Annotated in this window: 23 protein-coding genes and 3 tRNA genes; 19 read left to right on the top strand and 7 right to left on the bottom strand. The window is 65.5% G+C overall.

The features are described 5' to 3' along the window. Positions 1–9: 9 nt before the first annotated feature. The gene (locus AC3A4Z_RS11965) at positions 10–474 is read right to left on the bottom strand and encodes a metallopeptidase family protein (RefSeq protein ID WP_498711730.1); all 465 of its coding nucleotides are present in this window, start codon (positions 472–474) and stop codon (positions 10–12) included. A gap of 9 nt (positions 475–483) precedes the next feature. Further along, positions 484–1533 carry a DMT family transporter gene (locus AC3A4Z_RS11960; RefSeq protein WP_498711729.1) on the bottom strand — a complete coding sequence of 350 codons (1050 nt, stop codon included), beginning with the start codon at positions 1531–1533 and terminating at the stop codon, positions 484–486. Positions 1534–1659: 126 nt separating this feature from the next. Here AC3A4Z_RS11960 and AC3A4Z_RS11955 point away from each other — a divergent pair, with 126 nt between their 5' ends. Continuing rightward, a complete protein-coding gene (locus tag AC3A4Z_RS11955; protein ID WP_498711728.1) occupies positions 1660–2343 on the top strand; it encodes a DsbA family protein in 684 nt (227 codons plus the stop codon). 4 nt (positions 2344–2347) lie between these two features. On the opposite strand, the gene AC3A4Z_RS11950 is transcribed toward AC3A4Z_RS11955, so the two are convergent. Further along, a complete protein-coding gene (locus AC3A4Z_RS11950) occupies positions 2348–3391 on the bottom strand; it encodes a PHP domain-containing protein (protein WP_498711727.1) in 1044 nt (347 codons plus the stop codon). A 165-nt stretch (positions 3392–3556) separates the two neighbouring features. Here AC3A4Z_RS11950 and AC3A4Z_RS11945 point away from each other — a divergent pair. The 9 genes from AC3A4Z_RS11945 (at position 3557) to AC3A4Z_RS11905 (ending at position 8542) form a co-directional block, all read left to right on the top strand. Then, positions 3557–3629 (top strand) — tRNA-Glu (locus AC3A4Z_RS11945). A 90-nt stretch (positions 3630–3719) separates the two neighbouring features. Further along, positions 3720–3793 (top strand) — tRNA-Asp (locus AC3A4Z_RS11940). 48 nt (positions 3794–3841) lie between these two features. Further along, positions 3842–3917 (top strand) — tRNA-Phe (locus AC3A4Z_RS11935). A 623-nt stretch (positions 3918–4540) separates the two neighbouring features. Beyond that, on the top strand, positions 4541–6139 hold the full coding sequence (locus AC3A4Z_RS11930; protein WP_498711726.1) for a glycoside hydrolase family 68 protein: 1599 nt from the start codon (positions 4541–4543) through the stop codon (positions 6137–6139). A 163-nt stretch (positions 6140–6302) separates the two neighbouring features. Next, entirely contained in the window at positions 6303–6764 is a 462-nt protein-coding gene (locus AC3A4Z_RS11925; protein ID WP_498711725.1) for an Asp23/Gls24 family envelope stress response protein, read from the top strand. Continuing rightward, complete coding sequence (locus AC3A4Z_RS11920; RefSeq protein WP_050056533.1) at positions 6761–6952, top strand: hypothetical protein; 192 nt, start codon at positions 6761–6763, stop codon at positions 6950–6952. The genes AC3A4Z_RS11925 and AC3A4Z_RS11920 overlap by 4 nt, the downstream gene beginning before the upstream one ends. Next, positions 6949–7329, top strand: a complete 381-nt coding sequence (locus tag AC3A4Z_RS11915; RefSeq protein ID WP_498711724.1) for a hypothetical protein — start codon at positions 6949–6951, stop codon at positions 7327–7329. The genes AC3A4Z_RS11920 and AC3A4Z_RS11915 overlap by 4 nt, the downstream gene beginning before the upstream one ends. Then, a complete protein-coding gene (locus AC3A4Z_RS11910; protein ID WP_498711723.1) occupies positions 7326–7934 on the top strand; it encodes a hypothetical protein in 609 nt (202 codons plus the stop codon). The genes AC3A4Z_RS11915 and AC3A4Z_RS11910 overlap by 4 nt, the downstream gene beginning before the upstream one ends. After that, the gene (locus tag AC3A4Z_RS11905) at positions 7931–8542 is read left to right on the top strand and encodes a hypothetical protein (protein WP_498711722.1); all 612 of its coding nucleotides are present in this window, start codon (positions 7931–7933) and stop codon (positions 8540–8542) included. The genes AC3A4Z_RS11910 and AC3A4Z_RS11905 overlap by 4 nt, the downstream gene beginning before the upstream one ends. A 9-nt stretch (positions 8543–8551) precedes the next feature. Here the strand turns inward: AC3A4Z_RS11905 and AC3A4Z_RS11900 are convergent, their stop codons facing one another. Further along, a complete protein-coding gene (locus AC3A4Z_RS11900; RefSeq protein WP_498711721.1) occupies positions 8552–10351 on the bottom strand; it encodes a glycoside hydrolase family 13 protein in 1800 nt (599 codons plus the stop codon). 139 nt (positions 10352–10490) lie between these two features. Between AC3A4Z_RS11900 and AC3A4Z_RS11895 the strand changes: the two genes are divergently transcribed. The 5 genes from AC3A4Z_RS11895 to AC3A4Z_RS11875 all read left to right on the top strand — a co-directional run bounded on the left by AC3A4Z_RS11895 (position 10491) and on the right by AC3A4Z_RS11875 (position 15146). Continuing rightward, positions 10491–11777, top strand: a complete 1287-nt coding sequence (locus AC3A4Z_RS11895; protein ID WP_498711720.1) for an ABC transporter substrate-binding protein — start codon at positions 10491–10493, stop codon at positions 11775–11777. A gap of 7 nt (positions 11778–11784) precedes the next feature. After that, complete coding sequence (locus tag AC3A4Z_RS11890) at positions 11785–12819, top strand: carbohydrate ABC transporter permease (protein WP_498711719.1); 1035 nt, start codon at positions 11785–11787, stop codon at positions 12817–12819. Beyond that, complete coding sequence (locus AC3A4Z_RS11885; RefSeq protein WP_493971772.1) at positions 12816–13712, top strand: ABC transporter permease subunit; 897 nt, start codon at positions 12816–12818, stop codon at positions 13710–13712. The genes AC3A4Z_RS11890 and AC3A4Z_RS11885 overlap by 4 nt, the downstream gene beginning before the upstream one ends. Beyond that, a complete protein-coding gene (locus AC3A4Z_RS11880) occupies positions 13709–13957 on the top strand; it encodes a hypothetical protein (protein ID WP_498711718.1) in 249 nt (82 codons plus the stop codon). Before AC3A4Z_RS11885 ends, AC3A4Z_RS11880 begins: the two co-directional genes overlap by 4 nt. Before the next feature lie 136 nt (positions 13958–14093). Continuing rightward, complete coding sequence (locus AC3A4Z_RS11875) at positions 14094–15146, top strand: LacI family DNA-binding transcriptional regulator (RefSeq protein ID WP_498711717.1); 1053 nt, start codon at positions 14094–14096, stop codon at positions 15144–15146. Positions 15147–15185: 39 nt separating this feature from the next. On the opposite strand, the gene AC3A4Z_RS11870 is transcribed toward AC3A4Z_RS11875, so the two are convergent. After that, positions 15186–16070, bottom strand: a complete 885-nt coding sequence (locus AC3A4Z_RS11870) for a DUF8083 family protein (protein ID WP_498711716.1) — start codon at positions 16068–16070, stop codon at positions 15186–15188. Between the two features lie 34 nt (positions 16071–16104). Beyond that, complete coding sequence (locus AC3A4Z_RS11865) at positions 16105–16911, bottom strand: exodeoxyribonuclease III (protein ID WP_493971776.1); 807 nt, start codon at positions 16909–16911, stop codon at positions 16105–16107. A 157-nt stretch (positions 16912–17068) separates the two neighbouring features. On the opposite strand from AC3A4Z_RS11865, the gene AC3A4Z_RS11860 reads away from it, so the two are divergent. The 4 genes from AC3A4Z_RS11860 to AC3A4Z_RS11845 are packed head-to-tail and all read left to right on the top strand — an operon-like array spanning position 17069 to position 21438. Beyond that, positions 17069–18568: a CoA-acylating methylmalonate-semialdehyde dehydrogenase gene (locus tag AC3A4Z_RS11860; protein WP_498711715.1), complete on the top strand. Its 1500-nt coding sequence runs from the start codon at positions 17069–17071 to the stop codon at positions 18566–18568. Further along, positions 18568–19665, top strand: coding sequence for an enoyl-CoA hydratase/isomerase family protein (locus tag AC3A4Z_RS11855; protein ID WP_498711714.1), 1098 nt, complete (start codon positions 18568–18570; stop codon positions 19663–19665). The genes AC3A4Z_RS11860 and AC3A4Z_RS11855 overlap by 1 nt, the downstream gene beginning before the upstream one ends. Then, positions 19658–20665, top strand: coding sequence for a 3-hydroxyisobutyrate dehydrogenase (gene mmsB, locus AC3A4Z_RS11850; protein WP_498711713.1), 1008 nt, complete (start codon positions 19658–19660; stop codon positions 20663–20665). Before AC3A4Z_RS11855 ends, mmsB begins: the two co-directional genes overlap by 8 nt. Next, the gene (locus tag AC3A4Z_RS11845; RefSeq protein WP_498711712.1) at positions 20662–21438 is read left to right on the top strand and encodes an enoyl-CoA hydratase; all 777 of its coding nucleotides are present in this window, start codon (positions 20662–20664) and stop codon (positions 21436–21438) included. Before mmsB ends, AC3A4Z_RS11845 begins: the two co-directional genes overlap by 4 nt. On the opposite strand, the gene AC3A4Z_RS11840 is transcribed toward AC3A4Z_RS11845, so the two are convergent. Beyond that, on the bottom strand, positions 21401–22402 hold the full coding sequence (locus AC3A4Z_RS11840; protein WP_498711711.1) for an NAD(P)/FAD-dependent oxidoreductase: 1002 nt from the start codon (positions 22400–22402) through the stop codon (positions 21401–21403). The genes AC3A4Z_RS11845 and AC3A4Z_RS11840 overlap by 38 nt on opposite strands. Positions 22403–22464 lie beyond the last annotated feature (62 nt).

The following is a 22464-nucleotide window of genomic DNA, read 5'->3' as shown; positions in this document are numbered from 1 at the left end:
CCTACAAGGCTAGCCCCAGCCGAGTTCGTGCAGCCGGTCGTCGTTTATGCCGAAGTGGTGGGCGATCTCGTGGACCACCGTGACGGCCACTTCGTGGATCACGTCCTCGCGCGACCCGCAGATTTCCAGGATGGGTTCGCGGAAAATCGTGATGCGGTCCGGCAGCGAGCCGGCGTCCCACCACGAGTCCCGTTCGGTCAGGGGCACACCCTCGTAAAGCCCCAGCAGGACCGTGTCCGGGTCCTCCCCGGGCCGGGGCACGTAGTCGTCCTCAATAAACACCGCCACGTTGTCCATGGCCTGCGCCAGCTTGCCGGGGATGCTGTCCAGCGCGTCCTGGACGGCCGCCTCGAACTCGTCCGCTGACATGCTGAAGGCCTGGGGCTGGGAGAAGTGGACCGGGCCGCTGGCGTGCAGGGGCTCGCTGGGGCCTTCGGGAATGATGGGCAGGCCCGGCGGCAGGCTGGCTGGCATACTCCGACTCTAGCGGGAAGCGCTCCGCTTGGCGCCTGCTCCCGCAGCAGGTTGTCCCGCAGCGGCCTGCCCTGGAGTTTGCCCGGCAGTACCAGCCGGAGTGGCATGGCGGACCAGCGTCCGGGACCTGCGCCGGGTCAGTCCCACGCCCACCAGGCAGACCAGGCCGCCCACCAGTCCGAGTGCGGTGGGGATCTCACCCAGGAGGAGCCAGGAAATCAGGATCGTGGTGCCGGGCACCAGGTATGTGGTGGCGGCGAGCTTGCCGGCATCGATCAGGGAGAGCGCGTAGGCCCAGGTGGTGAAGGCAATCGCCGTCGGAAAGACGCCCAGATAGACCAGGCCCAGCGTCGCTTCCGGCGGTGCGGCCTGCACCTCGGAAACCAGCTGGCCGGCAAACGGCAGGCAGCACAGCGCGCCTACCAGGATGCCGAACCAGGTGGCCTGGGCGGCCGGAAACTTGCGCAGCACAGGCTTCTGGATGATGACGCTGACTGCGGCGAGCACGGCGGCAAGGAGGCAGAGCAGCACACCCGCAACATCCGCCGTCGGACTTTCCCCCGGCTGGGACGGCTGGCCGGAACTTACGGCGATCAGCGCCACCCCGGCAAAGGCAACCAGGCTCCCGATGATGAGCCAGCGGGGGAAGCCTTCCTTGAGGACTATGCCGGCCATAACGGCCACCAGGATGGGGTTGACGTTGATGAGCAGGGCGCTGGTGCCGGCGTCCAGCACGTGCTCCGCTGCGTTGAGCGCCACGTTATAGCCGCCGAACCACATGGCGCCGTAGGCGAGGATGGGCCACCACTCGCGTCCCTTCGGAAGGAGCCGGCTCTTCAGCAGTTGGGGCAGGACCAGCAGGGACAGCACGACGGCGGCAACCGCCAGCCTGCCGAGCGTCAGCGAGCCTGGGGAGAAGTGCGGGCCGATGGCCCGGATGCCCACAAAAGCGGACGCCCACAGCACCACGGTGGTGACCATGGCAGCCACTCCGAGGGCTTTGATCCGGGACGAAAGAGACGGGGTGCCGCTTATGCTGGCGGCGGTGGTTGATGGCATGCTGCCAATGTAGCCGGGGACAGGGATGGCAGGCTGGCGGAAATCGGCCACGTCTAGCCAAGTTCCTGCCAAATATTCGCCAAAGTTGGGCCGTTGGGGATCATGGAGCCGGTTAGGATGCCGGTTATGGTCTCAAACCTTGCTCCTCCCCGTGATACGGCACGCCTGGTCCGGAAAATCATCTGGCTGGTCCTTGCTGCCGTGGTGGTGGCCGGCATGGCCTGGTACGCCGTGCTGACCCTGGGGAAATCCGAGCAACCAGCGCCGCCTGCTGCGGGTGCCGAACAACTCGTGCGGGAAGACAGCCACCGCTTGACCAGCCCGGCGGTGGAGAAGGCGCAACTGGTGGAATTCCTTGACTTCGAATGCCCCTCCTGTGGCTCCATCCACCCCGTAGTGCAGGAATTCCAGGCCGAGTTCGGGGACAGGATCACGTTCGTCCACCGGAGTTTCCCCTTGGCCGCTCACCCGAACTCGGGCCAGGCTGCCCTGGCTGCCGAGGCCGCAGCCCAGCAGGGGCAGTACCAGCAGATGGCCAACAAGCTGTTTGAGACCCAGTCCCAGTGGGCCGGCAGCCAGCAGTCCCAGGCGCCGCTCTTCCGCACCTATGCCGGGCAGCTGGGGCTGGACCTGGCGAAATTCGACGCCGTCGTCGCGGATCCGCAGACGGAGGAGCGCATCCTGGCGGACATCGAGGACGGCAAGGCCCTGGGAGTGAGCGGGACACCCACCTTTTTCCTGAACGGGGAAAAGCTGACCCTCACCACCAAGGCGGACTTCCGGCAGAAACTCGCGGACGCGGCCAAGTAAGGCTCTATTTTGCGGCGGCCCATTCCAGCAGCCGCTGCACCGGCCAGGTGGTGATGATCCGTTCAGCGGGGACACCGTTGCGCTCGGCCCGCTCGGCGCCGTACTGCAGGAAATCCAGCTGGCCCGGCGCGTGGGCGTCGCTGTCGATCGAGAACAGGCATCCCGCGTCCAGCGCCAGCTGGATCAGCGCGTCCGGCGGGTCCTGGCGCTCGGGCCGGGAGTTGATCTCCACGGCCACGTTGTGTTCGGCGCACGCGGCGAACACCTCCCTGGCATCGAAGTCCGACGGCGGCCGCGTCCCCCGTGATCCCTCCACCAGGCGGCCGGTGCAGTGGCCCAGAACGTTTGTGTGCGGGTCCTGGATCCCGCCCAGCATGCGCCGGGTCATCGTCTTCGAGTCGGCGCGGAGCTTCGAGTGGACGCTCGCCACCACAATGTCCAGGCGGTCCAGGAGTTCCGGAGCCTGGTCCAGCTCACCGGACTCGAGGATGTCCACCTCGATGCCGGTGAGCAGCTGGGGCTTGTGGTCCGGCTGACCGTCCAGGACCGGATGATCACCGGCGTTGATGCCCTCCACCACGTCCAGTTGCTGGAGGAGGCGTTCGGCCGAGAGCCCGTTCGCGATGGTGAGGTTGGGGGAGTGGTCCGTCAGTGCCAGGTATTCCCGCCCCAGCACCCCGGCGGCCGCCAGCATCAGCTCAATGGGGGAGCCGCCGTCGGACCATTCACTGTGGCTGTGAAGGTCACCCCGTAGCGCCGCCCGGAGATCGGAGCCGCCCGAAGCCAGCGGTTGGGCGCCCTTGTCCCGGAGGTCCACCAGGTAGTCGGGGACCTCGCCCGCCACGGCCTGTTGGATGACCTGGTACGTCCGGTCGCCGATGCCTTTCATGGATTTCAGCCGGCCGGTCCGGGTGCGGGCCGCCACTTCCTCCGGCGTCAGCGGGGCGATCACCGCCGCGGCTTTCCGGAAGGCCTGGACCTTGAAGGTGGCAGCGCGGCCGCGCTCCAGCCAGAAGGCGATCTCGTTGAGTGCTGCAACGGCATCCATCAGTCCATCTTCACCTGTTCTTCCCCGTCTTTGGGGCTTGAAATAGCCGATTTTGGATTATTCCTGAGTAGGCCCTATAGTTTTAGAGTCCAGTTCGGAGAAACGCAAAGGACAAAGACGCAAAGCCAAGCTTTACGCCTTTTATTTTGTTCCGAACGGGTTCTGGCCCCCATCGTCTAGCGGCCTAGGACACCGCCCTTTCACGGCGGCGGCACGGGTTCGAATCCCGTTGGGGGTACGCAAGGAACTGGTCAAACAGACAAAAAATGTCTGGTAGGCTGGAAGCCTTGAAAAAAGCAGTAGAGATACTGTGAAGCAAGAAACGCAAGGCCCTGTAGCGCAGTTGGTTAGCGCGCCGCCCTGTCACGGCGGAGGTCGCGGGTTCAAGTCCCGTCAGGGTCGCTCTGATTGTTGGAAGCAATTCCGGCTCTCATGGTGACTAGTCACCTAGGCTCTGTAGCTCAGTTGGTAGAGCGTTCGACTGAAAATCGAAAGGTCACCGGATCGACGCCGGTCGGAGCCACCACTGGGAAGCATCAGTTCTTCGGAACTGGTGCTTTTCTTCTTTAACGCGGTATCCGGCCAGGACCCGGCATCGCTAAGGGTTGGGCCCGCGAAGTTCCTAAGCTTGTTCGCAAAACCCCGCCTTCGTGGTTCGGATCCGCGAACAAGCTTCTGTTGGCCAAGTTCGCCGCCCCACGTCCCAAGCCTGGCTCCATTCCCAGCAGTGTCTTTGCGGAGCCCGCCCCGGAATACAAGTGCTGTTGCCCACATCCCACGGCGCCTGAGCGCGCCCCCTCCAAAGCTAGAAAAAAATTTGACTGACATCTGCAACATTTGACTCGCGCCAAACCGTTGTGGCACGCGCGCGCTTTGAAGGGTGTAAGCGCTTGCGCAATAGGTGCCCACCCAAGAAAACTGCCCACGCAACACGTTTTGAAATGCACCGGCAAGGCTGCCTAGCGTGGAGACCGGCCCGGGAACGCACCGCGTACTGGGCTTCTTCTACGGGGACCACCCAACCCCGTTCCCCTCGATACAACGGCGTCCCTGATGACGCCTGCAGTGTTGTTGGGACCGCCGGAGTTCGAGGACCCGGGCACCAGCCCGTCTTCCACGAACAGTTTCAACTCCGCGAGAAGAGCAAAAATGCACAAGCACCCCCAAACCCCCCGGTTGCTGCGGTGGCGTCCTGCCGCCGCAGCACTGGCGATGGCCATAGCGGCCTCGGCCTTCCTGGCCGTTCCCTCCGCGCAGGCCAACGAGCCGGCGGATCCGCCGGCCAGCCAGCAGCTGCCGGCCCCCACCCCGGGCTTCGCACTCCCCACGGATCACACGCAGCAGGCTTTCGATCCGGCGTCGGACTTCACCTCAAAGTGGACCCGCGCCGACGCCAAGCAGATCATGGCGCAGAGCGATCCCAGCGTCGCACCCGGCCAGAACTCCATGAGTCCGGACGTCACCATGCCGGAGATCCCTGAGGATTTCCCCGCCATGAATGACGACGTCTGGGTCTGGGACACCTGGTCCCTGACGGACGAGAACGCCAACCAGATCAGCTACAAGGGCTGGGACGTCATCTTCTCCCTGGTGGCCGACCGCCACGCCGGCTACGGCTTCGACCAGCGCCACTGGAACGCCCGCATCGGCTACTTCTTCCGCAAGACCAACGCCGATCCCGCCAAGGACAAGTGGAACTACGGCGGACACCTGTTCCTGGACAACACGTCCATCGGCAACACCGAGTGGTCCGGCTCCACCCGCCTGATGCAGGGCAACCACGTGAACGTTTTCTACACCGCCACCACCTTCCACGACGTGGCTGAGCGCAATGCGGGCGGCGGCGGCATCGCACCGGATGCGGCCATCGCCAAGGCGCTGGGCAACATCCACGCTGACCAGAACGGCGTCACGTTCGACGGCTTCGAGCACACCAAGCTGCTGGAGCCGGACGGAAAGATGTACCAGACCAAGGCGCAAAACCCCGGCTTCGCGTTCCGCGACCCGTACACCTTCGCTGATCCCGCCCACCCGGGCAAGACATATATGGTCTTCGAGGGCAACACCGCCGGAAACCGCGGCGACTACCAGTGCAAGGGCGAAGACCTGGGCTACCGGCCGGGCGACCCCCAGGCCGAGAATGTCACCGACGTCCAGAACAGCGGCGCGCACTACCAGACCGCCAACGTGGGCCTGGCCGTGGCAGACAACAAGGACCTGACCAAATGGTCCTTCCTGCCGCCCATCCTTTCGGCCAACTGCGTGAACGACCAGACTGAGCGCCCGCAGATCTTCATCCAGAACGAGAACGGCAAGAACAAGTACTACCTGTACACGATCAGCCACCAGTTCACGTACGCGGCCGGCATGCGCGGCCCCGACGGCGTCTACGGCTTCGTGGGCGACGGCGTCCGTTCCGACTACCAGCCGGTGAACAACAGCGGCCTGGCCCTCGGTTCCCCCACCGACCTGAACCTGCCGGCCAACAACCCGAGCGGGACCATCTCGGGCCAGCAGAACGGCCGGCAGTTCCAGGCCTACTCGCACTACGTTCAGCCGGGCGGCCTGGTGCAGTCCTTCATCGACAACGTCAACGGCGTCCGCGGCGGCTCGCTGTCCCCGACCGTCAAGATCAACTTCAAGAACGGCGTGACCCAGGTTGACCGCAGCTTCGGCCAGAACGGCCTCGGCCCGCTCGGCTACCTGCCCACCAACGTCAAGGTTGGCGGCGAAGGCCTCTACAAGTAGGCTGCGGCACCTGCCGCACGGCCGCTGAAACCGGCGGCACCGCTCAGGCGGGGATGTCCTTGGGGGCGTCCCCGCCTGGGCCCTTTAACACTGGCGGCAGGGTATCCAGCACATCGATGCGGCCAGGGGATAGGGTTGGGATCAACAGAAGGGGGAGTGCCTGATGGAATACCAGAACCCACAACCCAGCCAGGGCAGCCACGCAGTGCCGGCTCCGGTACCGGTTCCCGTGCCCGGCCTTGGCCGCACAGTAATCTCCGAAACCGCGGTGGCCAAGGTGGCAGGAATCGCCGCACGTGCCGTCCCCGGCGTGTACTCGCTGGGCTCCGGCCCCTCACGTGCCCTGGGCGCCATCCGCGACGCCGTCGGAAGTTCGGACCATGCCGCCGGGGTGCACGCCGAAGTGGGCGAAACCCAGGTGGCCGTGGACATCAGCCTGGTGGCCAGCTACGGAACGCCGCTGCATTCCCTGGCCAACGAGGTGCGCGCTGCGGTGTACCGGGCAGTGGAGGAACTGGTGGGGCTGCAGGTGATCGAAGTCAACGTCGAAATTACTGACGTCTACGTGCCGCCGCCGGTCAAACCCAGCCTTTCCGGCCCTGCCGAGCGGGAGGCGCTGCTGTGAACCTCACCGTCGCCGGCATCGCCATGGGCGCCTTCGTCGCCTTTATGTCCCTCCAGTTCGGATTGTGGGGCTTCCTGATATCCCTGCTGTTTATGGCCATTGGGGCACTCCTGGGCCGCGCCGCGGAAGGAAAACTGGACCTCCGCGGCGTCCTGGACGCCATCATCGGCCGGCGCTCGTCCTCATGAGCCCCGCCGCCCCGCTGGTCCGGGCGCAGGAGTTCAGCGGCCACAACCGCATCAGCACCCAGGCGTTGACCAGCCTCGCGAGAGCCGCTGCCGCCCAGTTCCTGGGTGTGGAGGCGGAAGATGTCCGGGCTGACTGGGCGGACGACGACGGCATGCTGGCCCTGTCCCTCGTCACTCCCATCAGCATCCCGCCTTTGAAAGCGGTGGTCGCCGATGCTGCGCGGGTGGACGCTGCCGGCGGCTCCATCCGGGACCGCACCGTGAGGGCAAAGGCACGCATCCTGGCAACAGTGGCTGAGCTGAGCGGAGCCCAGTTGAGCCGGGTGGACATCAGGATCAGCGGAGCAAAGATCAGCGAAGGGGGACGGGTGCGATGAGCAGGCGCCAGGAGGACCAGTCGCCGGACATGGGACGGATCCTGTACCGCGAAACGCATTCAACGCGTGCAGTGGTCGCTACAGCCGCGGCAGTCCTCGTCATTGTTGTTGCTGCCTACGGCCTCCTTGAAGCCGGGGTGCACGCCATCGGCCAACCCGCGTGGCTGATCGAGCCGCAGGTGGCCGCTGAACGCCTGATTGCCCTGCCTGCGGGAATCACGCCCCTGCTGCTGGGCGCCATCGGAGCCGTGCTGGCGATGTTCGGCCTCGTCTTCTTCCTTAACGGGATCCTGCCGGGACGCCGTGCCCGGCACCTGCTGGCCCGCCGCCGGGATGCGGGCGGCCCTGCCGTGGTGGTGGACGACGAAGTCGTTGCCTCCTCGCTGGCCCGGCGTGCCCGGCTCGCCGCGAACGTCACGCCCGAACAGGTCGTGGTGGTTGTCTCTAAGCGTCAGGTGGTGGTTAATGTGCGGCCCACGTCAGGAGTCCCCGTGGAGCACGATGCTGTGCTCGCCGCCGTCGAAAGCGAACTTGCTGCCATGGCGCTGGACCCCTCGCCTGTGGTGCAGGTGAATGTGGCGCCGTCCGGAGTTATTGGCGCATGAACAGCACACCCACCCTGCTCAACCGGATCCTCATCGCCGTCCTTGGCCTGAAACTGCTGGCTGTGGGCGTCCTGTTGATACTGCTGGCTACCGTTCCGGCCGTCGCATCCTGGTGGCATTCCTGGTCCGCCGGGGTCTGGGCCGGAGCCAACCAGGCCTTCAGCGCCACACGGTTCCCGGGGCGGTCTGAAAGCTGGCTGTGGATCCTGGTGGCCCTGGTCCTGCTGGTGCTGATCGGGCTCATGGTGGCCTGGGTGGCCCAGCAAGGAAAAGGCCGCGCCAACCTCCTGGCCCTGGAATATGATCCCGGTGAAGTGCCCGGCGACGTCCGGATCGGCGGGGGAGTGGCTGAGCAAGCCCTGAAGCACGCCCTCGCAAACCGGCCGGACCTGGCGGGGGCCACCGTGACTACTTACGACGTCAAAGGCACCCCGGCGCTGAAGATCCGCCTGCTGCCGCGCCAGGGGGTGGCCCCGCACCTGCTCGCAGACGAGGTGCACGCGCTGGTGGCCGCGCTGGAGGCAGTCGTGGGAAAAAGGATTCCCGTGCTGATCCATATCGGCGCCGGTGCGCGGACGCGCTTCCGCAGGGCAGAGCGCGTCCGCTGACCGGCGGTCCTAATCCTTGCTGAGGTAGACGGTGCAGTCCACCGGCACCTCGTCCATGCCGCTCCAGTCCGCAGCAGGCTCAAGGCCGCTCGAAAGAACCACGGAATAGCCCTCGGGGACCGGCGCGGACGCGAAGCCCAGGTTGCCCAGGACCAGCACGTCCCCGTTGTGGAAGGCCAGGAGCCCGCTGTCCGGGGCGTGCACCTCAGCCCAGCTGAAGGAACCCCGGCCGAGCTGCCGGGCGGAACGGAACGCAAGGGCGGCCCGGTAGAGCTCCAGGGTGGAGCCCTCCACGCCTTCCTGCTGGTCGGCCGCCAGCGGACCAAAGCTTTCCGGCTGCGGAAGCCAGGGTGCTGCTGCACTCCCGGTTACTGCAAAACCGTAACCGGGCGCTTCCTGTCTCCACGGCAGCGGGACACGGCAGCCGTCACGGCCAATCTCTGCCCCCTTGGTCCTGTGGAACGTCGGATCCTGCCGTGCCTCCGCCGGGAGCGTGGTGTGCTCCGGAAGGCCCAGTTCCTCTCCCTGGTACAGGTAGGCCGAACCCGGCAGGGCCAGGGAGATCAGCGTGGCTGCACGGGCGCGCGCCAGTCCCAACGCGGGCTCGGGCTGCTCGTCGTCCGCGGCGATGCCCTTGGGAAAGGTGGTGGGGTCCTTGAGGCCAAACCGGGTGGTGTGGCGGACGGTGTCGTGGTTGCTAAGCACCCAGGTGCACGGCGCTCCTACTGAGGCGGCGGCTTCCAACGACGATTCAATGGCCTCCGCCATCCGCTCGGCGTCCCAGCCGGCCAGCAGGAAATCGAAGTTGAAGGCCTGCTGCATTTCGTCAGGCCGGGTGTAGCGGGCCAGCCGTTCCGCCGGCTCCACCCAGGCCTCGGCAACCATCATGCGGTCGCCGTCGTACTCGGCCAGGACCCGGTGCCAGTCCCGGTAAATGTCGTGGACGCCGTCCTGGTCGAAAAACGGCGAGGGCGGATAAACGGGCGAGACGGCGCGGTGCGGCTCCTCCGCATCCGTGTGGGCGCCGGGGGCGTCGCCGGGAGGGAAAGGCTCCCGCTTCACTTCCGGCGTGCCCTCAACCATGGCGGCCACACCCTCCCAGTCGGGCAGTCCGGCCTCCTTGACGAGGCCGTGGGCGACGTCCACCCGGAAGCCGTCCGCGCCGCGGTCCAGCCAGAAGCGCAGCACCGAGCGCATCTCCTCGTGGACCTCCGGGTTGTCCCAGTTCAGGTCCGGCTGCTTGGTGTCGAAAAGGTGGAGGTACCACTCGCCCGGTGACCCGTCCGCCTCGGTGATCCGGCTCCACGCCGGTCCGCCGAAGATCGATTTCCAGTTGTTGGGTGCCCGGTTGCCGTCTCCGGAGCCGGGAACATCGTCCTGGCCGGGACGGAAGATGTACCGGCCGCGTTCAGGGGAGCCAGGAGGTGCAGCCAGCGCTTCCTGGAACCATGCATGCTCGTCGGAAGTATGGTTGGGAACCAGGTCGACAATGACCTTCAGGCCGCGCCGGTGAGCTTCGTGCAACATTGCATCGAAGTCTTCCAACGAGCCGAACAGGGGGTCCACCTGGCGGTAGTCCGCAACGTCGTAGCCCGCATCAGCCTGGGGTGATTTGTAGAAGGGTGAGAGCCAGACGGCGTCCACGCCCAGCTGCTGCAGATAGGGCAAACGGTCCGTCACGCCGCGAAGGTCCCCCATGCCATCGCCGTTGCCGTCCGCGAAGGACCGGGGATAGATCTGGTAGACGACGGCGTCGGCCCACCATGGCGTTCGCGTTGGTTCGCCGCCAGGAACGTCCGGGTTGGACATTTGGTTCCTCTCAGATAACTTTTTGATGTAAACGCTTGCATAACCCGTCGCAACCTTACTAGTGTGAGCGTCACCACATCAACCTCACTAGCAAACGCACTGTCGACGTACTTGTCACTCAGCGAGGAGCTTCAAGCCAATGAAAACCCCTAGATTCCTACTCCCGGCTGCTACTGCCGGCATCCTGGCCCTGACTATGACCGCCTGCGGCGGCGGCGGTGGCGGGACCACGGGCGGCGGCGGCGGCGATGCCGAGGCCAACCTCGACAAGCGGGGGCCCATCACCTACGTTCAGGGCAAGGACAACAGCAACGTCGTCCGTCCGCTGATTGAGAAGTGGAACGCTGCCCATCCGGACGAGAAGGTCACGTTCAAGGAGCAGACGGACCAGGCTGACCAGCAGCACGACGACCTTGTCCAGAACTTCCAGGCCAAGAACGCGGATTACGATGTGGCCAGCGTCGACGTCGTCTGGACGGCAGAATTTGCCGCCAAGGGCTGGCTGCAGCCCCTCAAGGACAAGATGGCTGTCGACACCAAGGGGATGCTGGAGCCTACGGTTGAAGCCGGCTCCTACAAGGGCACCCTCTACGCGGCTCCCGTTTCTTCCGACGGCGGCATCCTGTACTACCGCAAGGACCTCGTTCCCGAAGCTCCCAAGACCTGGGACGAGATGATGGACATGTGCTCCATCGCCAAGCAGAACAACATCGGCTGCTACTCCGGCCAGTTCAAGCAGTACGAAGGCCTCACCGTCAACGCTTCGGAGGCCATCAACTCGGCCGGCGGTTCCGTCCTGAACGATCAGGGCAAGCCGGACCTGAACACCCCCGAGGCTGAAGAAGGCCTGAACAACCTGGTTGATGCTTTCAAGAACGGCAACATCCCGGCCGAAGCGATCACCTACCAGGAAGAGGAAAGCCGCCGCGCCTTCCAGGACGGCAAGCTCCTGTTCCTTCGTAACTGGCCTTACGTCTACAACCTGGCAACGACTGAGGGATCCTCCAAGGTCAAGGATGTGCTGGGCATGGCTGCCCTCCCCGGCAAGAGCGGTCCGGGTGCTTCGTCCCTCGGCGGCCACAGCGCAGCCGTCAGCGTCTACTCCGACAACAAGGCAACAGCCCTGGACTTCGTGAAGTTCCTGATTGCGGAAGAGCAGCAGAAGTTCTTCGCCACGCAGGGTTCGCTGGCTCCGGTCTTTGGCGCACTGTACGAAGACCAGGAACTGGTTGCCAAGCTGCCGTATCTGCCGGTTCTGAAGACGTCCATCGAGAACGCGGTTCCGCGTCCGGTGACGCCGTTCTACCCCGCTGTTACCCAGGCCATCCAGGAGAATGCCTACGCGGCACTCAAGGGTGAGAAGCCGGCCAAGCAGGCGCTGAGCGACATGCAGAAGTCCATCGAGTCCGCTGGCGCAGGATCGTAGTTTAGCCATGGCAACCGAATTGGGCCCGACGCCGGTCAAGCCGGCGTCGGGCACGCCCGATGTGCACCACGGCCCCAAGGGTGTGGGTGAAGACAACGCGATCCTCAGCCAGGGCAAGTGGGCATCCTGGCTGCTGGCTCCCACCATCCTCGCCCTGGGAGTGGTGATCGTTTACCCGATCATCAGCGCCATCATCATGTCCTTCCAGAAGGACGCGGGACTGGACCCCGCCACGGGATTGTTCACCGCCGGCGGGCCGGCAGGCATCCAGAACTACGTCAACTGGCTGGGGCAGCAGTGTGCTGCCCCGGGCGGCGGCACCGTCGCCTGCCCCCCGGGCACCCTGGGCGGCCAGTTCTGGAGCGCTACCGGAACCACCTTCCTCTTCACTGTTATCACGGTGGCCTTTGAAACCGTGCTCGGTTTCTGGATGGCCATGATCATGGCGCGCACCTTCAAGGGCCGCGCCCTGGTCCGCGCAGCTGTGCTCGTGCCGTGGGCCATCCCCACGGCCGTCACCGCCCAGCTGTGGCTGTTTATGTTCGACTTCGAAGGCATCATCAACAAACTGTTCAATGTCTCCATCCTCTGGACCGGCAGCGAGTGGCCGGCCAAGTGGGCTGTGATCATTGCCGATACCTGGAAAACCACGCCGTTTATGGCGCTGCTGATCCTGGCAGGCCTGCAGATGATCCCGGCAGAGGTCTATGAGGCAGCAAAGGTTGACGGAGCCACCGCCTGGCAGCGCTTCCGGCTGATCACGCTTCCGCTGGTCAAGCCGGCACTGATGGTGGCCATCCTGTTCCGCACCCTGGATGCACTGCGTATGTTCGACCTGCCGTACATCCTCACCGGCGGTGCCAACAACACCACCACCTTGTCCATCCTGGTCATCAACCAGATCAGGCAAGGGTTCAACTCGGCCGCTGCCTTGTCCACCATCACGTTCATCATCATCTTCCTGGTGGCGTTCATCTTTGTCCGGTTCCTCGGGGCAAATGTCGTGGAGCAAAGCGGAGCCTCCGGTAAGGGGAAGAAATGACCACCGCAACAGCAGACTCAGACCTGCGGGCACGGCAGGACAAGGGCCGCAAGAATGCCCAGAACCGCGAAAAGTGGGCAAGCGTCCGCACCTACATCAGTGCAGCCGTCATCCTGATCTGGTGCCTGGCACCGGCCTACTGGATGGTGGTCACGGCGTTCCGCGAGGTGGGCTTCACCTACGACACAACGCCGTGGCCAACGCACGTAACGCTGGACAACTTCATTACCGCCTTCGATACCTCGTTCGGCAACAAGTTCGGCCAAGCACTCATTAACAGCATCATTATCGGCGTTACTGTCACAGTGATCTCGCTGGTGATCGGCGTCTTCGCAGCGTACGCACTGGCACGCTTGAACTTCCGGTTCAAGTACCTGGTGCTGGGCTTTATCCTGGGCGCTTCGATGTTCCCCGGCGTTGCCCTGATCACCCCGCTGTTCCAGCTGTTCACCAATATCGGCTGGATGGGCACCTACCAGGCGCTGATCATTCCGAACATTTCCTTCGTCCTGCCGCTCACCGTCTACACGCTGACGTCTTTCTTCCGTGAGATGCCATGGGAGCTTGAAGAATCAGCCCGTGTTGACGGCTGCACGCAGGGCGAAGCGTTCCGGAAGGTCATCATGCCGCTTGCGGCACCGGCCATTTTCACCACCGCGATCCTGGCCTTCATCTCCTCCTGGAACGAGTTCCTGATCGCCAGCCAGCTGTCGAACGAAGCAACCAAGCCGGTCACGGTTGCCATTGCCAGCTTCGCCGGCGCACAGCCGAACCAGATCCCGTACACCGCCATCATGGCAGCCGGCACCATCGTCACCATCCCCTTGGTGATCCTGGTGCTGGTCTTCCAGCGCAAGATCGTCGCCGGCCTGACGGCAGGTGCAGTCAAGTGACAAACGGCTCTTCCCGCCCCCGGTCCACGGGGGCGGGAAGTGACCGCCGCCGGGTGAGGTCGGGGCAGGATTTCGACATCATCATCGGCTTCCTGGGTTTCTGGGCGGTGGTCCTGCTTGTTGTCACTGTCTGGATGGAAGTGACCGCGCAGCCGGCACTGGGATGGGCACTGGGCCTGCTGGCCATTCTCCTCGCGATCTACGGGATGGTGCGTCTGCGCCGCAAGCTGCCGGACCGGAGGTAGGGCACGCGCCTGAGCCCCGCCGTCGGCCATCCGGCCCAAGGTAACACTGCGATACACACCGGCGCCGCAAATACTATGGCGTGGGGGCATTGCACGAAGCATGGCGGAGGCCTGCAGGAAGTATTGAGGGGGCGCCGTGGCTCGCACAAGTGAAAGGTCCCAACGGGGCGGCCACAGTGGTGTCAGCATCGAGGACGTGGCCGCGGCAGCGGGAGTTTCCACCGCCACCGTCTCCCGCGCCGTCCGGGGCCTGCCGCGGGTATCACCCGCCACCCGGGAAAAGATCCTTGAGGTGGCCGGGAACCTGGGCTATGTAGCCTCAAGTTCCGCGTCCGGCCTGGCAACGGGACGAACCAGGACCATCGGGGTGCTCGCCCCGTTCGTGAGCCGCTGGTTCTTCTCCAAAGCCATCGAAGGCGCGGACCGGGAACTCCACGCCCGGAACTACAACCTTTCGCTGTTCAACCTCGGCGGCCACGGCAGCAACCGGGAGCGGCTCTTCAGCAAGACCATGGTCTACAAGCAGATCGATGCCCTGCTGGTCCTGTGTATGGCGCTGTCCCATGACGAACTGGACCACCTCCAGAAGATCGACATCCCGCTGGTGGTGGTGGGCGGGCATGTGGAAGAGTGCGCCTACATCGGTATCGATGACTACGCCGCCGCCTCCACCGCGGTGCGGCACCTGATCGACCTCGGCCACCGCAACATTGCGCTGCTCCATGGCGACGACGAAACTGATTTGAACTTCGATGTTCCCCGCGTCCGGATCCTGGCTTTCAAGGATGTGATGACCGCGGCCGGCCTCCCCACCCGACCGGAATGGGACGAGTGGGGGGACTTTACGGTCCGCAGCGGGCAGGAGGCCTTCCGCCGGCTCTGGGCCAAGGGCGGGGACAAGCCAACCGCCATCTTCTGCGCATCGGACGAGATGGCCATGGGAGTCATTTTTGAAGCCTCGCGGCTGGGGGTCCGGGTGCCGGAGGAACTCTCCGTGGTGGGCATCGACAACCATGATTTCGCCGACGCCATGGGCCTGACCACCGTAGGCCAGCGGCCCGATGAGCAGGCAGAGCTGGCCACCAAGATGCTCCTTGATGAACTGGACGGGGACACTGAGGCGGTCCGGTCCGCCGTCGCGCCGCATGAACTGATCGTCAGAAGGACGACGGCGCCGCCCCAGTCCTAGGGGTTAAGTCCCGGTCGGAAGCGGCCCCGGACGCCCTTGTCAGGACGCGCGGGCCAGCTGCCGGATGGGGATCCAGCGGGACGCCAGGCGCCGGTATGCAGCGGCAGCGCCGGTCATGTCGCCCTCAGCCAGGCATTCAATGCCCAGCCGGATATCCATGGGCGAATCGTCCGGGTACACCTTGTCAGCCACGGCCCCGTAGTCCAGTTCCACCATCGACTCCACATGGAATGTTTCCAGCCACTCGGTGAGCTGGGCGAGGTCGTCGAGCATGTCCAGGTCCGGCGCGGCGAGTGCCAGGTTGGCCACGGCGTAGCGGGCCCGTTCCAGGGCTTCGGTGATGGGCGCCCATACGCGGACGGTGAGGATCCGGCCGGCGGCCTCCACCACGTCCTTGTGGTCCTGTTCCATAAACAGGGAAAACCAGCTGAAGGGGATGCCCCAGGTGGATGCCCGGGTGTGGACGCGGATGGACCCGTCGCGGGCCTTCACCTGATCGATCCGTTCCTGGTGCTTGTCCCGCTGCTCCTCGGGAATCAGCAGCTCGGCAAGCGGGCCGTGGATGCCCTCCATCAGGGCGTTGGCAGCCAGGCCCGCCCGCAAAACCAATTGGCTGGGACAGTACAGCAGCACCGGGTCGGCGTCAGCGCCGTCGTCGTCCGCTCCGGCCGGCGCCGACGGGGCAGTGGTGACGCGGACCAGGTCGGTGCGCCCCGTGGGGAAGGGATCGCCGCCGGAGCGGGTGATGCGGCCCAGCGAGGCCAGCAGTTCGGCGTTTTCGACGGCGGCACGCGAGGCAGAGCGCGCCCCGGCGGCCTGGATCGCAGCGCGCTGCTCCTCAGGGAAGGCATCCAGCGGCTCGTAGACCCGCAAAGTTGACGAGAATGGCAGGCCGGCCTGGCCCCGGTAGAGGTTTCCCGTCATCACGGTCTCCTTGAATGGGTCCAGGATTCTGTCATCAGTCGGCCAGTTCCACCAGCACGGGGGCGTGGTCCGAGGCGCCCTTGCCCTTGCGCTCCTCGCGGTCGATGGAGGCGCCGGTAACGCGTGCGGCCAGGGCCGGGGAGGCCAGGACGAAGTCGATCCGCATGCCTTCTTTTTTCGGGAAGCGCAGCTGCGTGTAGTCCCAGTAGGTGTAGACGCCCGGGCCGGGAGTGTAGGGCCGCACCACATCGGTAAATCCGGCTGACTCGAAGGCGTGGAAGGCCGCGCGCTCCGGCGGGCTGACGTGGGTGTAGCGGTTGTTGACGAAGAGGTCGATGTCCCAGACGTCCTCGTCGAACGGGGCGATGTTCCAGTCGCCCATCAGCGCCACCTGGGCTTCGGGGTTCTGCGCCACAAGTTCCTGGGCGTGCGTTTTCAGGCTTTCCAGCCACTTGAGCTTGTACGGCATATGTTCATCGTCCAGTGAGCGGCCATTGGGCACGTAAAGGCTCCAGATCCGGACGCCGGCGCAGGTGGCGGCCATGGCGCGGGCCTCCTGCACGGGGTCCTTGCCCGCCTTGCCGAACGAGGGCTGGTCCAGGAACGTCCGCTCCACGTCGTCGAGCCCCACCCGGGAGGCGATGGCTACACCGTTCCACTGGTTGACGCCGAAGTGCGCCACCTCGTAGCCCATCCGTTCGAAGAGCTCCCAGGGAAAGTTGTCGTCCTTGCACTTGGTTTCCTGGATGGCCAGCACGTCGCAGTCGCTGCGCTGAAGCCAGGCTTCCACACGATCGGCACGGGCACGGAGCGAATTCACATTCCAGGTAGCAATCTTCACGTTCCTAACTTACCTTGGCGGTGCGGCCGCAGGTAAAGCATGCTGCGGCAGCCGCTTCCGGGCTGTATCCGGGGCGTGCGGGGGCCGGTGGAGTTTAGTTGGAAGTCCGAGTATATTCGCAACCACAATGACCTGGGTCACATGCAAAGGAGCGTCCGTGGTGCGCGAGCTTTCCCACTACGTCGGCGGCCAACAGGCGGCAGGCATGTCCGGCCGCTTCGGCGACGTCTTTGATCCCTGCACGGGCGCAGTCCAGGCCCGCGTGCCGCTGGCCAGCCGGGACGAGGTGCACAACGCCGTGGCCGCGGCCGCGAAGGCCCAGGAGGAATGGGCGGCCATGAACCCGCAGCGCCGGGGGAGGATCCTGCTTCGGTTCGTGGACCTGGTCAACCGGGATATGGACGGGCTGGCGCGGCTGCTGTCCTCCGAACATGGAAAGACAATCGCGGACTCCAGGGGAGACATCCAGCGGGGGCTGGAAGTGGTGGAGTTCGCCGCCGGCGCGCCGCACCTGCTCAAGGGTGAGTTCTCCACCGAGGCCGGATCGGGGATAGACATCCACTCGCTGCGGCAGCCCCTGGGCGTGGTGGCCGGGATTACCCCGTTCAACTTCCCCGCCATGATCCCGTTGTGGAAGTCCGGCCCGGCCCTGGCCGCCGGCAACGCGTTCATCCTCAAGCCCTCCGAACGCGATCCTTCCGTGCCGCTGCGGCTGGCCGAACTGTACTCCGAAGCGGGTGTCCCGGACGGCGTGTTCAACGTGGTCAACGGGGACAAGGAAGCCGTGGACGCCCTCCTCGAGGACCCGCTTGTCAAAGCCATCGGGTTCGTGGGCTCCACCCCGATTGCCCAGTACATCTACGCCACCGCCGCTGCCCACGGAAAGCGGGCGCAGTGCTTCGGCGGTGCCAAGAACCACATGGTCGTAATGCCGGACGCAGACCTGGACCATGCCGCGGACGCCCTCATCGGCGCCGGGTACGGCTCCGCGGGGGAACGCTGCATGGCCATTTCAGTGGCCGTTCCGGTGGGGCAGGAAACAGCTGACCGGCTGGTGGCCAGGCTGCAGGACCGGGTTAAGTCGCTTAAGGTGGGGCACAGCCTGGACCAGGGCACTGATTTCGGCCCGTTGGTCACGGCTGCCGCGAAGGAACGGATCGAGGGTTGCATCCAGGCGGGCGTGGACGAGGGCGCCACCCTGCTGGCGGACGGCCGCGGCCTCACGGTGGAAGGCTACAAGGATGGGTTCTGGGTGGGCCCAACCCTCTTCGACCACGTGACACCGGAGATGGGCATCTACCGGCAGGAAATCTTCGGCCCTGTCCTCAGCGTGGTGCGGGCCGCCGACTACGACGAAGCGCTCCGGCTCTGCAGCGACAACGAGTATGGCAACGGCGTGGCCATCTTCACCCGCGACGGGGACGCCGCCAGGGATTTTGCCACCAGGGTGGATGTGGGCATGGTGGGCATCAACGTCCCCATCCCGGTACCCCTTGCCTATTACACGTTCGGTGGCTGGAAGGCGTCAGGGTTCGGCGACCTCAACCAGCACGGCGCGGACGCCTTCCGCTTCTACACCAAGACGAAGACCGTCACCACCCGATGGCCGTCAGGGGTACGGCACGGGGCCAGCTTCGTTATGCCGGAAGGAAGCTGATGACGGGCACCACGGAAACCGGAACGGAAAACAGTGCCGAAGTGCTGTTTGAGCGCCGCGGGCAGTTGGGGGTGGTCACCCTCAACAGGCCCCGCGCGGTAAACGCGCTGACAGCCGGGATGGTGGAGGCGTTGATGGACCAGCTCACCACATGGGCGGACGACGACGGCGTCGCAACGGTTGTGGTGCGCGGGGCCGGGGACAGGGGACTGTGTGCCGGTGGCGACATTGTGGCCATTTATGAGGATCTCCCCGCCGGGGGAGGGCAGACGGCTGGCTTCTGGCAGACGGAGTACCGGGTGAATTCACTGATCGCCCGCTACCCCAAGCCCTATGTCGCCTTTATGGACGGGCTGGTCCTGGGCGGGGGCGTGGGCATTTCCGCCCACGGCTCCGTGCGGGTGGTGACGGAACGCACCCGGATGGGAATGCCGGAAACCACCATTGGTTTTGCGCCCGACGTCGGCGGGACCTTTCTGCTGTCCCGCTCGCCGGGCGAGGCGGGAACCCATGCTGCGCTGACCGGCGCACATTTGACTGCGGGCGATGCGCTCCACCTCGGGCTGGCCGACCACTACGTCCCGTCCGCCGGGCTCGCGGAACTGCTGGCGGCGCTGGAAAGCGAAAGTGCGGAAGCCGCCGTCGTGCGTTTCACCGGGGACGCCCCGCCCTCGGCACTTGCCCGGCAGCGGGGATGGATCGACAGCTGCTACGCCTCTGACGAAGCCGGGGAGATCGTCCGGCGGCTCCGGAACTTTGACCGGGACGGGGATGGGGATGGGGAGGCCGCCAACGCCGCCGAGACCATCGAGGCCAAGTCTCCCACCTCCGTGAAGGTCACGCTGGAGTCTCTGCGGCGGGTCAAGGGGATGACGTTGGATGAGGCCTTGGCGCAGGAGTACCGGGTGGGACTGCGGTTCCTGGCAGCGCCCGACTTCCGCGAGGGGATCCGGGCGCAGGTGGTGGACAAGGACCGCACACCCCGCTGGCGCCCGCCAACTCTCGCCGAGGTGCACCCTGAAGACGTGGAGCGCTTTTTTGAGCCGCTGGGCAGCAGGGAACTGGACCTCGGAGTGAAGGAGACGGGCCATGCCTGAGAACTACACCATCGCGTTCCTGGGCCTCGGCCATATGGGCGGACCCATGGCAGTGAACCTGGTCAGGGCCGGCTACACCGTGGCGGGTTTCGACGTGGTGCCTGCGGCGCTTGACGCTGCCCGGGCCAACGGGGTTCCTGTTGCTGCCAGCGCCGCTGAAGCAGCCTCCGGTGCTGCCGTGGTCTTGACCATGTTCCCCAGCGGCCGGCACGTGCTGGACGCCTACCAGGGAAGCGACGGCGGACCCGGCCTGCTGGCTGCTGCTGCCCCCGGAACCATGTTCCTGGACTGCTCCACCATCAATGTTGACGAAGCCCGCGAAGCAGCCAGGCTGGCCATCGATGCCGGCCACCGGTCAGTTGATGCTCCGGTTTCCGGTGGCGTGGTGGGGGCCGAGGCCGGGACGCTGACGTTTATGGCGGGAGGTGATCCTGAGGACTTCGAGGCAGTGCGTCCATTGCTGGAAGTGATGGGCAAACGCGTGGTGCACTGTGGCGCCCACGGCGCGGGGCAGGCTGCCAAAATCTGCAACAACCTGATCCTTGGTGCCTCCATGATTGCCGTGAGCGAGGCGTTTGTCCTGGGGGAGAAGCTGGGCCTGAGCCATCAGGCACTGTTCGATGTGGCATCGGCAGCGTCCGGGCAGTGCTGGGCACTGACCACCAACTGCCCCGTGCCGGGGCCGGTCCCCACCAGCCCTGCCAACCGCGATTACCAGCCCGGTTTTGCCGGAGCATTGATGGCCAAGGACCTCAAACTTGCCGTGAATGCGCTGCAGAGCACCGGAGTGGCGGCAAGGGTGGGTCCGCTCGCCGCGGAAATCTACGATACGTTTGCCGCTGAAGGGGGCGCCGGCAGGGACTTCTCCGGAATCATTACGGACATCCGGGATAAGTCCGGGGCCCGGGACGGAGCGGGGAACGTTCCTGTTCCTGGACGCGACGGCGCCCCGGGCAGGACATCAACACATGCAGCGCAGGACGATGGGAGCCCTGAATGACGGAATACACGAACATCCTGGTGGAACAGCGCGGTCGGGTGGGGCTGGTGACGCTCAACCGGCCACAGGCGCTGAATGCCCTGAACAAGGCCACCATGGAGGAGATCGTGCAGGCCGTCCGGGCCATGGACTCCGATCCCGCGGTGGGAGCGGTGGTGATCACCGGCTCCAGCAAGGCGTTCGCCGCGGGGGCGGACATCAAGGAAATGGCGGCCCAGGGCTATATGGATATGTACGCCGCGGACTGGTTCCGGGGGTGGGAGGACTTCACCCGGCTCCGCATTCCTACCATCGCAGCAGTCTCCGGGTTCGCGCTGGGCGGCGGATGCGAACTGGCGATGATGTGCGATCTCATCATTGCCGGGGACAATGCCAAGTTCGGCCAGCCCGAGATTAACCTGGGGGTGCTGCCCGGCATGGGCGGATCGCAGCGGCTCACCCGGGCCATTGGCAAGGCCAAGGCGATGGACCTCATCCTCACGGGCAGGTTCATCGGCGCGGAGGAAGCGGACCGGTGCGGCCTGGTGTCCCGCGTGGTTCCGGCTGAGGATGTGGTGGACGAAGCCATCAAGGCTGCGGAAGTGATCGCCTCCAAGTCCAAACCAGTGGCCATGGTGGCAAAAGAGGCCGTGAACGCCGCCTTCGAAACCGGCCTCGCGCAGGGAGTGGTGTTCGAGCGCCGGCTCTTCCATTCGCTCTTCGCCACGGAGGACCAAAAGGAAGGCATGGCGGCCTTCACTGAGAAGCGCCAGCCTGAATTCCGGCACCGCTAAGCGCCAACGACTGCCGGTACGCGGACAGATCTGCTGCCATCTCCTCCGCCATCAGGTGGTTGTTGATGATGACGGCGGTCCAGGCGGCAGTTGCTGCGGACGCCAGGACCTGTGCTTTGAGGTCGGCCACATTGCCCGCTGCCCAGACGCCGGGGACGGACGTGGCGCCGTCCGCATCGGTGGCCAGGTACGTTCCCGCTCCCGACGGGTGCGCTGACGCCGCCAGGCCGAGGCCGGCGAGGCCCTCCAGCCGGGCATGTGCCGTTGGCCCCGCCACCACAGCTTCCACTGTAAACTCCGGACCGCCGGCCAGTGCGATGCCCCGCACGCGGTCATCTGCCACCCGCACGGATTCCACCTGCCCCGCAACCACCTTGATCCCGCGGGCCGCCAGTTGTTCAGCCTCCGCCTCCGATGGGACAACCAGATTGTTCAGGAACAGAGTGATGTGGCTGCTCCATTGCCGGAAGAGCAGGGCCTGGTGCACTGACCAGGGACCGTTACCCAGGATGGCGATCGCCTGGTCCTGGACTTCCCAGCCGTGGCAGAACGGGCAGTGCAGTATTTCCTTGCCCCAGCGCTCCCGGAGGCCAGGGATATCCGGGAGTTCGTCCCTCAGCCCGGTGGCAACAAGGACGCGGCGTCCGCGCAGTTGCGTGCCGTCGTCGAGCGTTACTTCGAAGCCCTCCGCCAGGCCGCCCCGGCTGGCTGCCACCGTGCCCGGGACCACCCGCGCTCCGTAGCGCTCGGCCTCCGACCGGCCGATGGCCAGAAGTTCGCTGGGTTTGATGCCGTCCCTGGACAGGAATCCGTGCACGCCTTCGGCAGGGGAATTGCGCGGGTCCCCGCTGTCTATCACGATGACTGACCGGCGGGACCGGCCAAGCATTTGTGCCGCGCTGAGGCCGGCTGCGCCGCCGCCGATGATCAGGACGTCGGCCATTGAGAAGTTGTGGTTTGTCATGGTTCCCATGGTGTCCGGCCTCTGTTCGTACTGGCAAAGTATTTTGCCGGAATGGCAAGATG

Source organism: Arthrobacter sp. Soil_C_49, assembly GCF_057656635.1.
The sequence above is the reverse complement of the archived record's forward strand: the minus strand, read 5'-3'. Positions and strand labels throughout refer to the sequence as shown.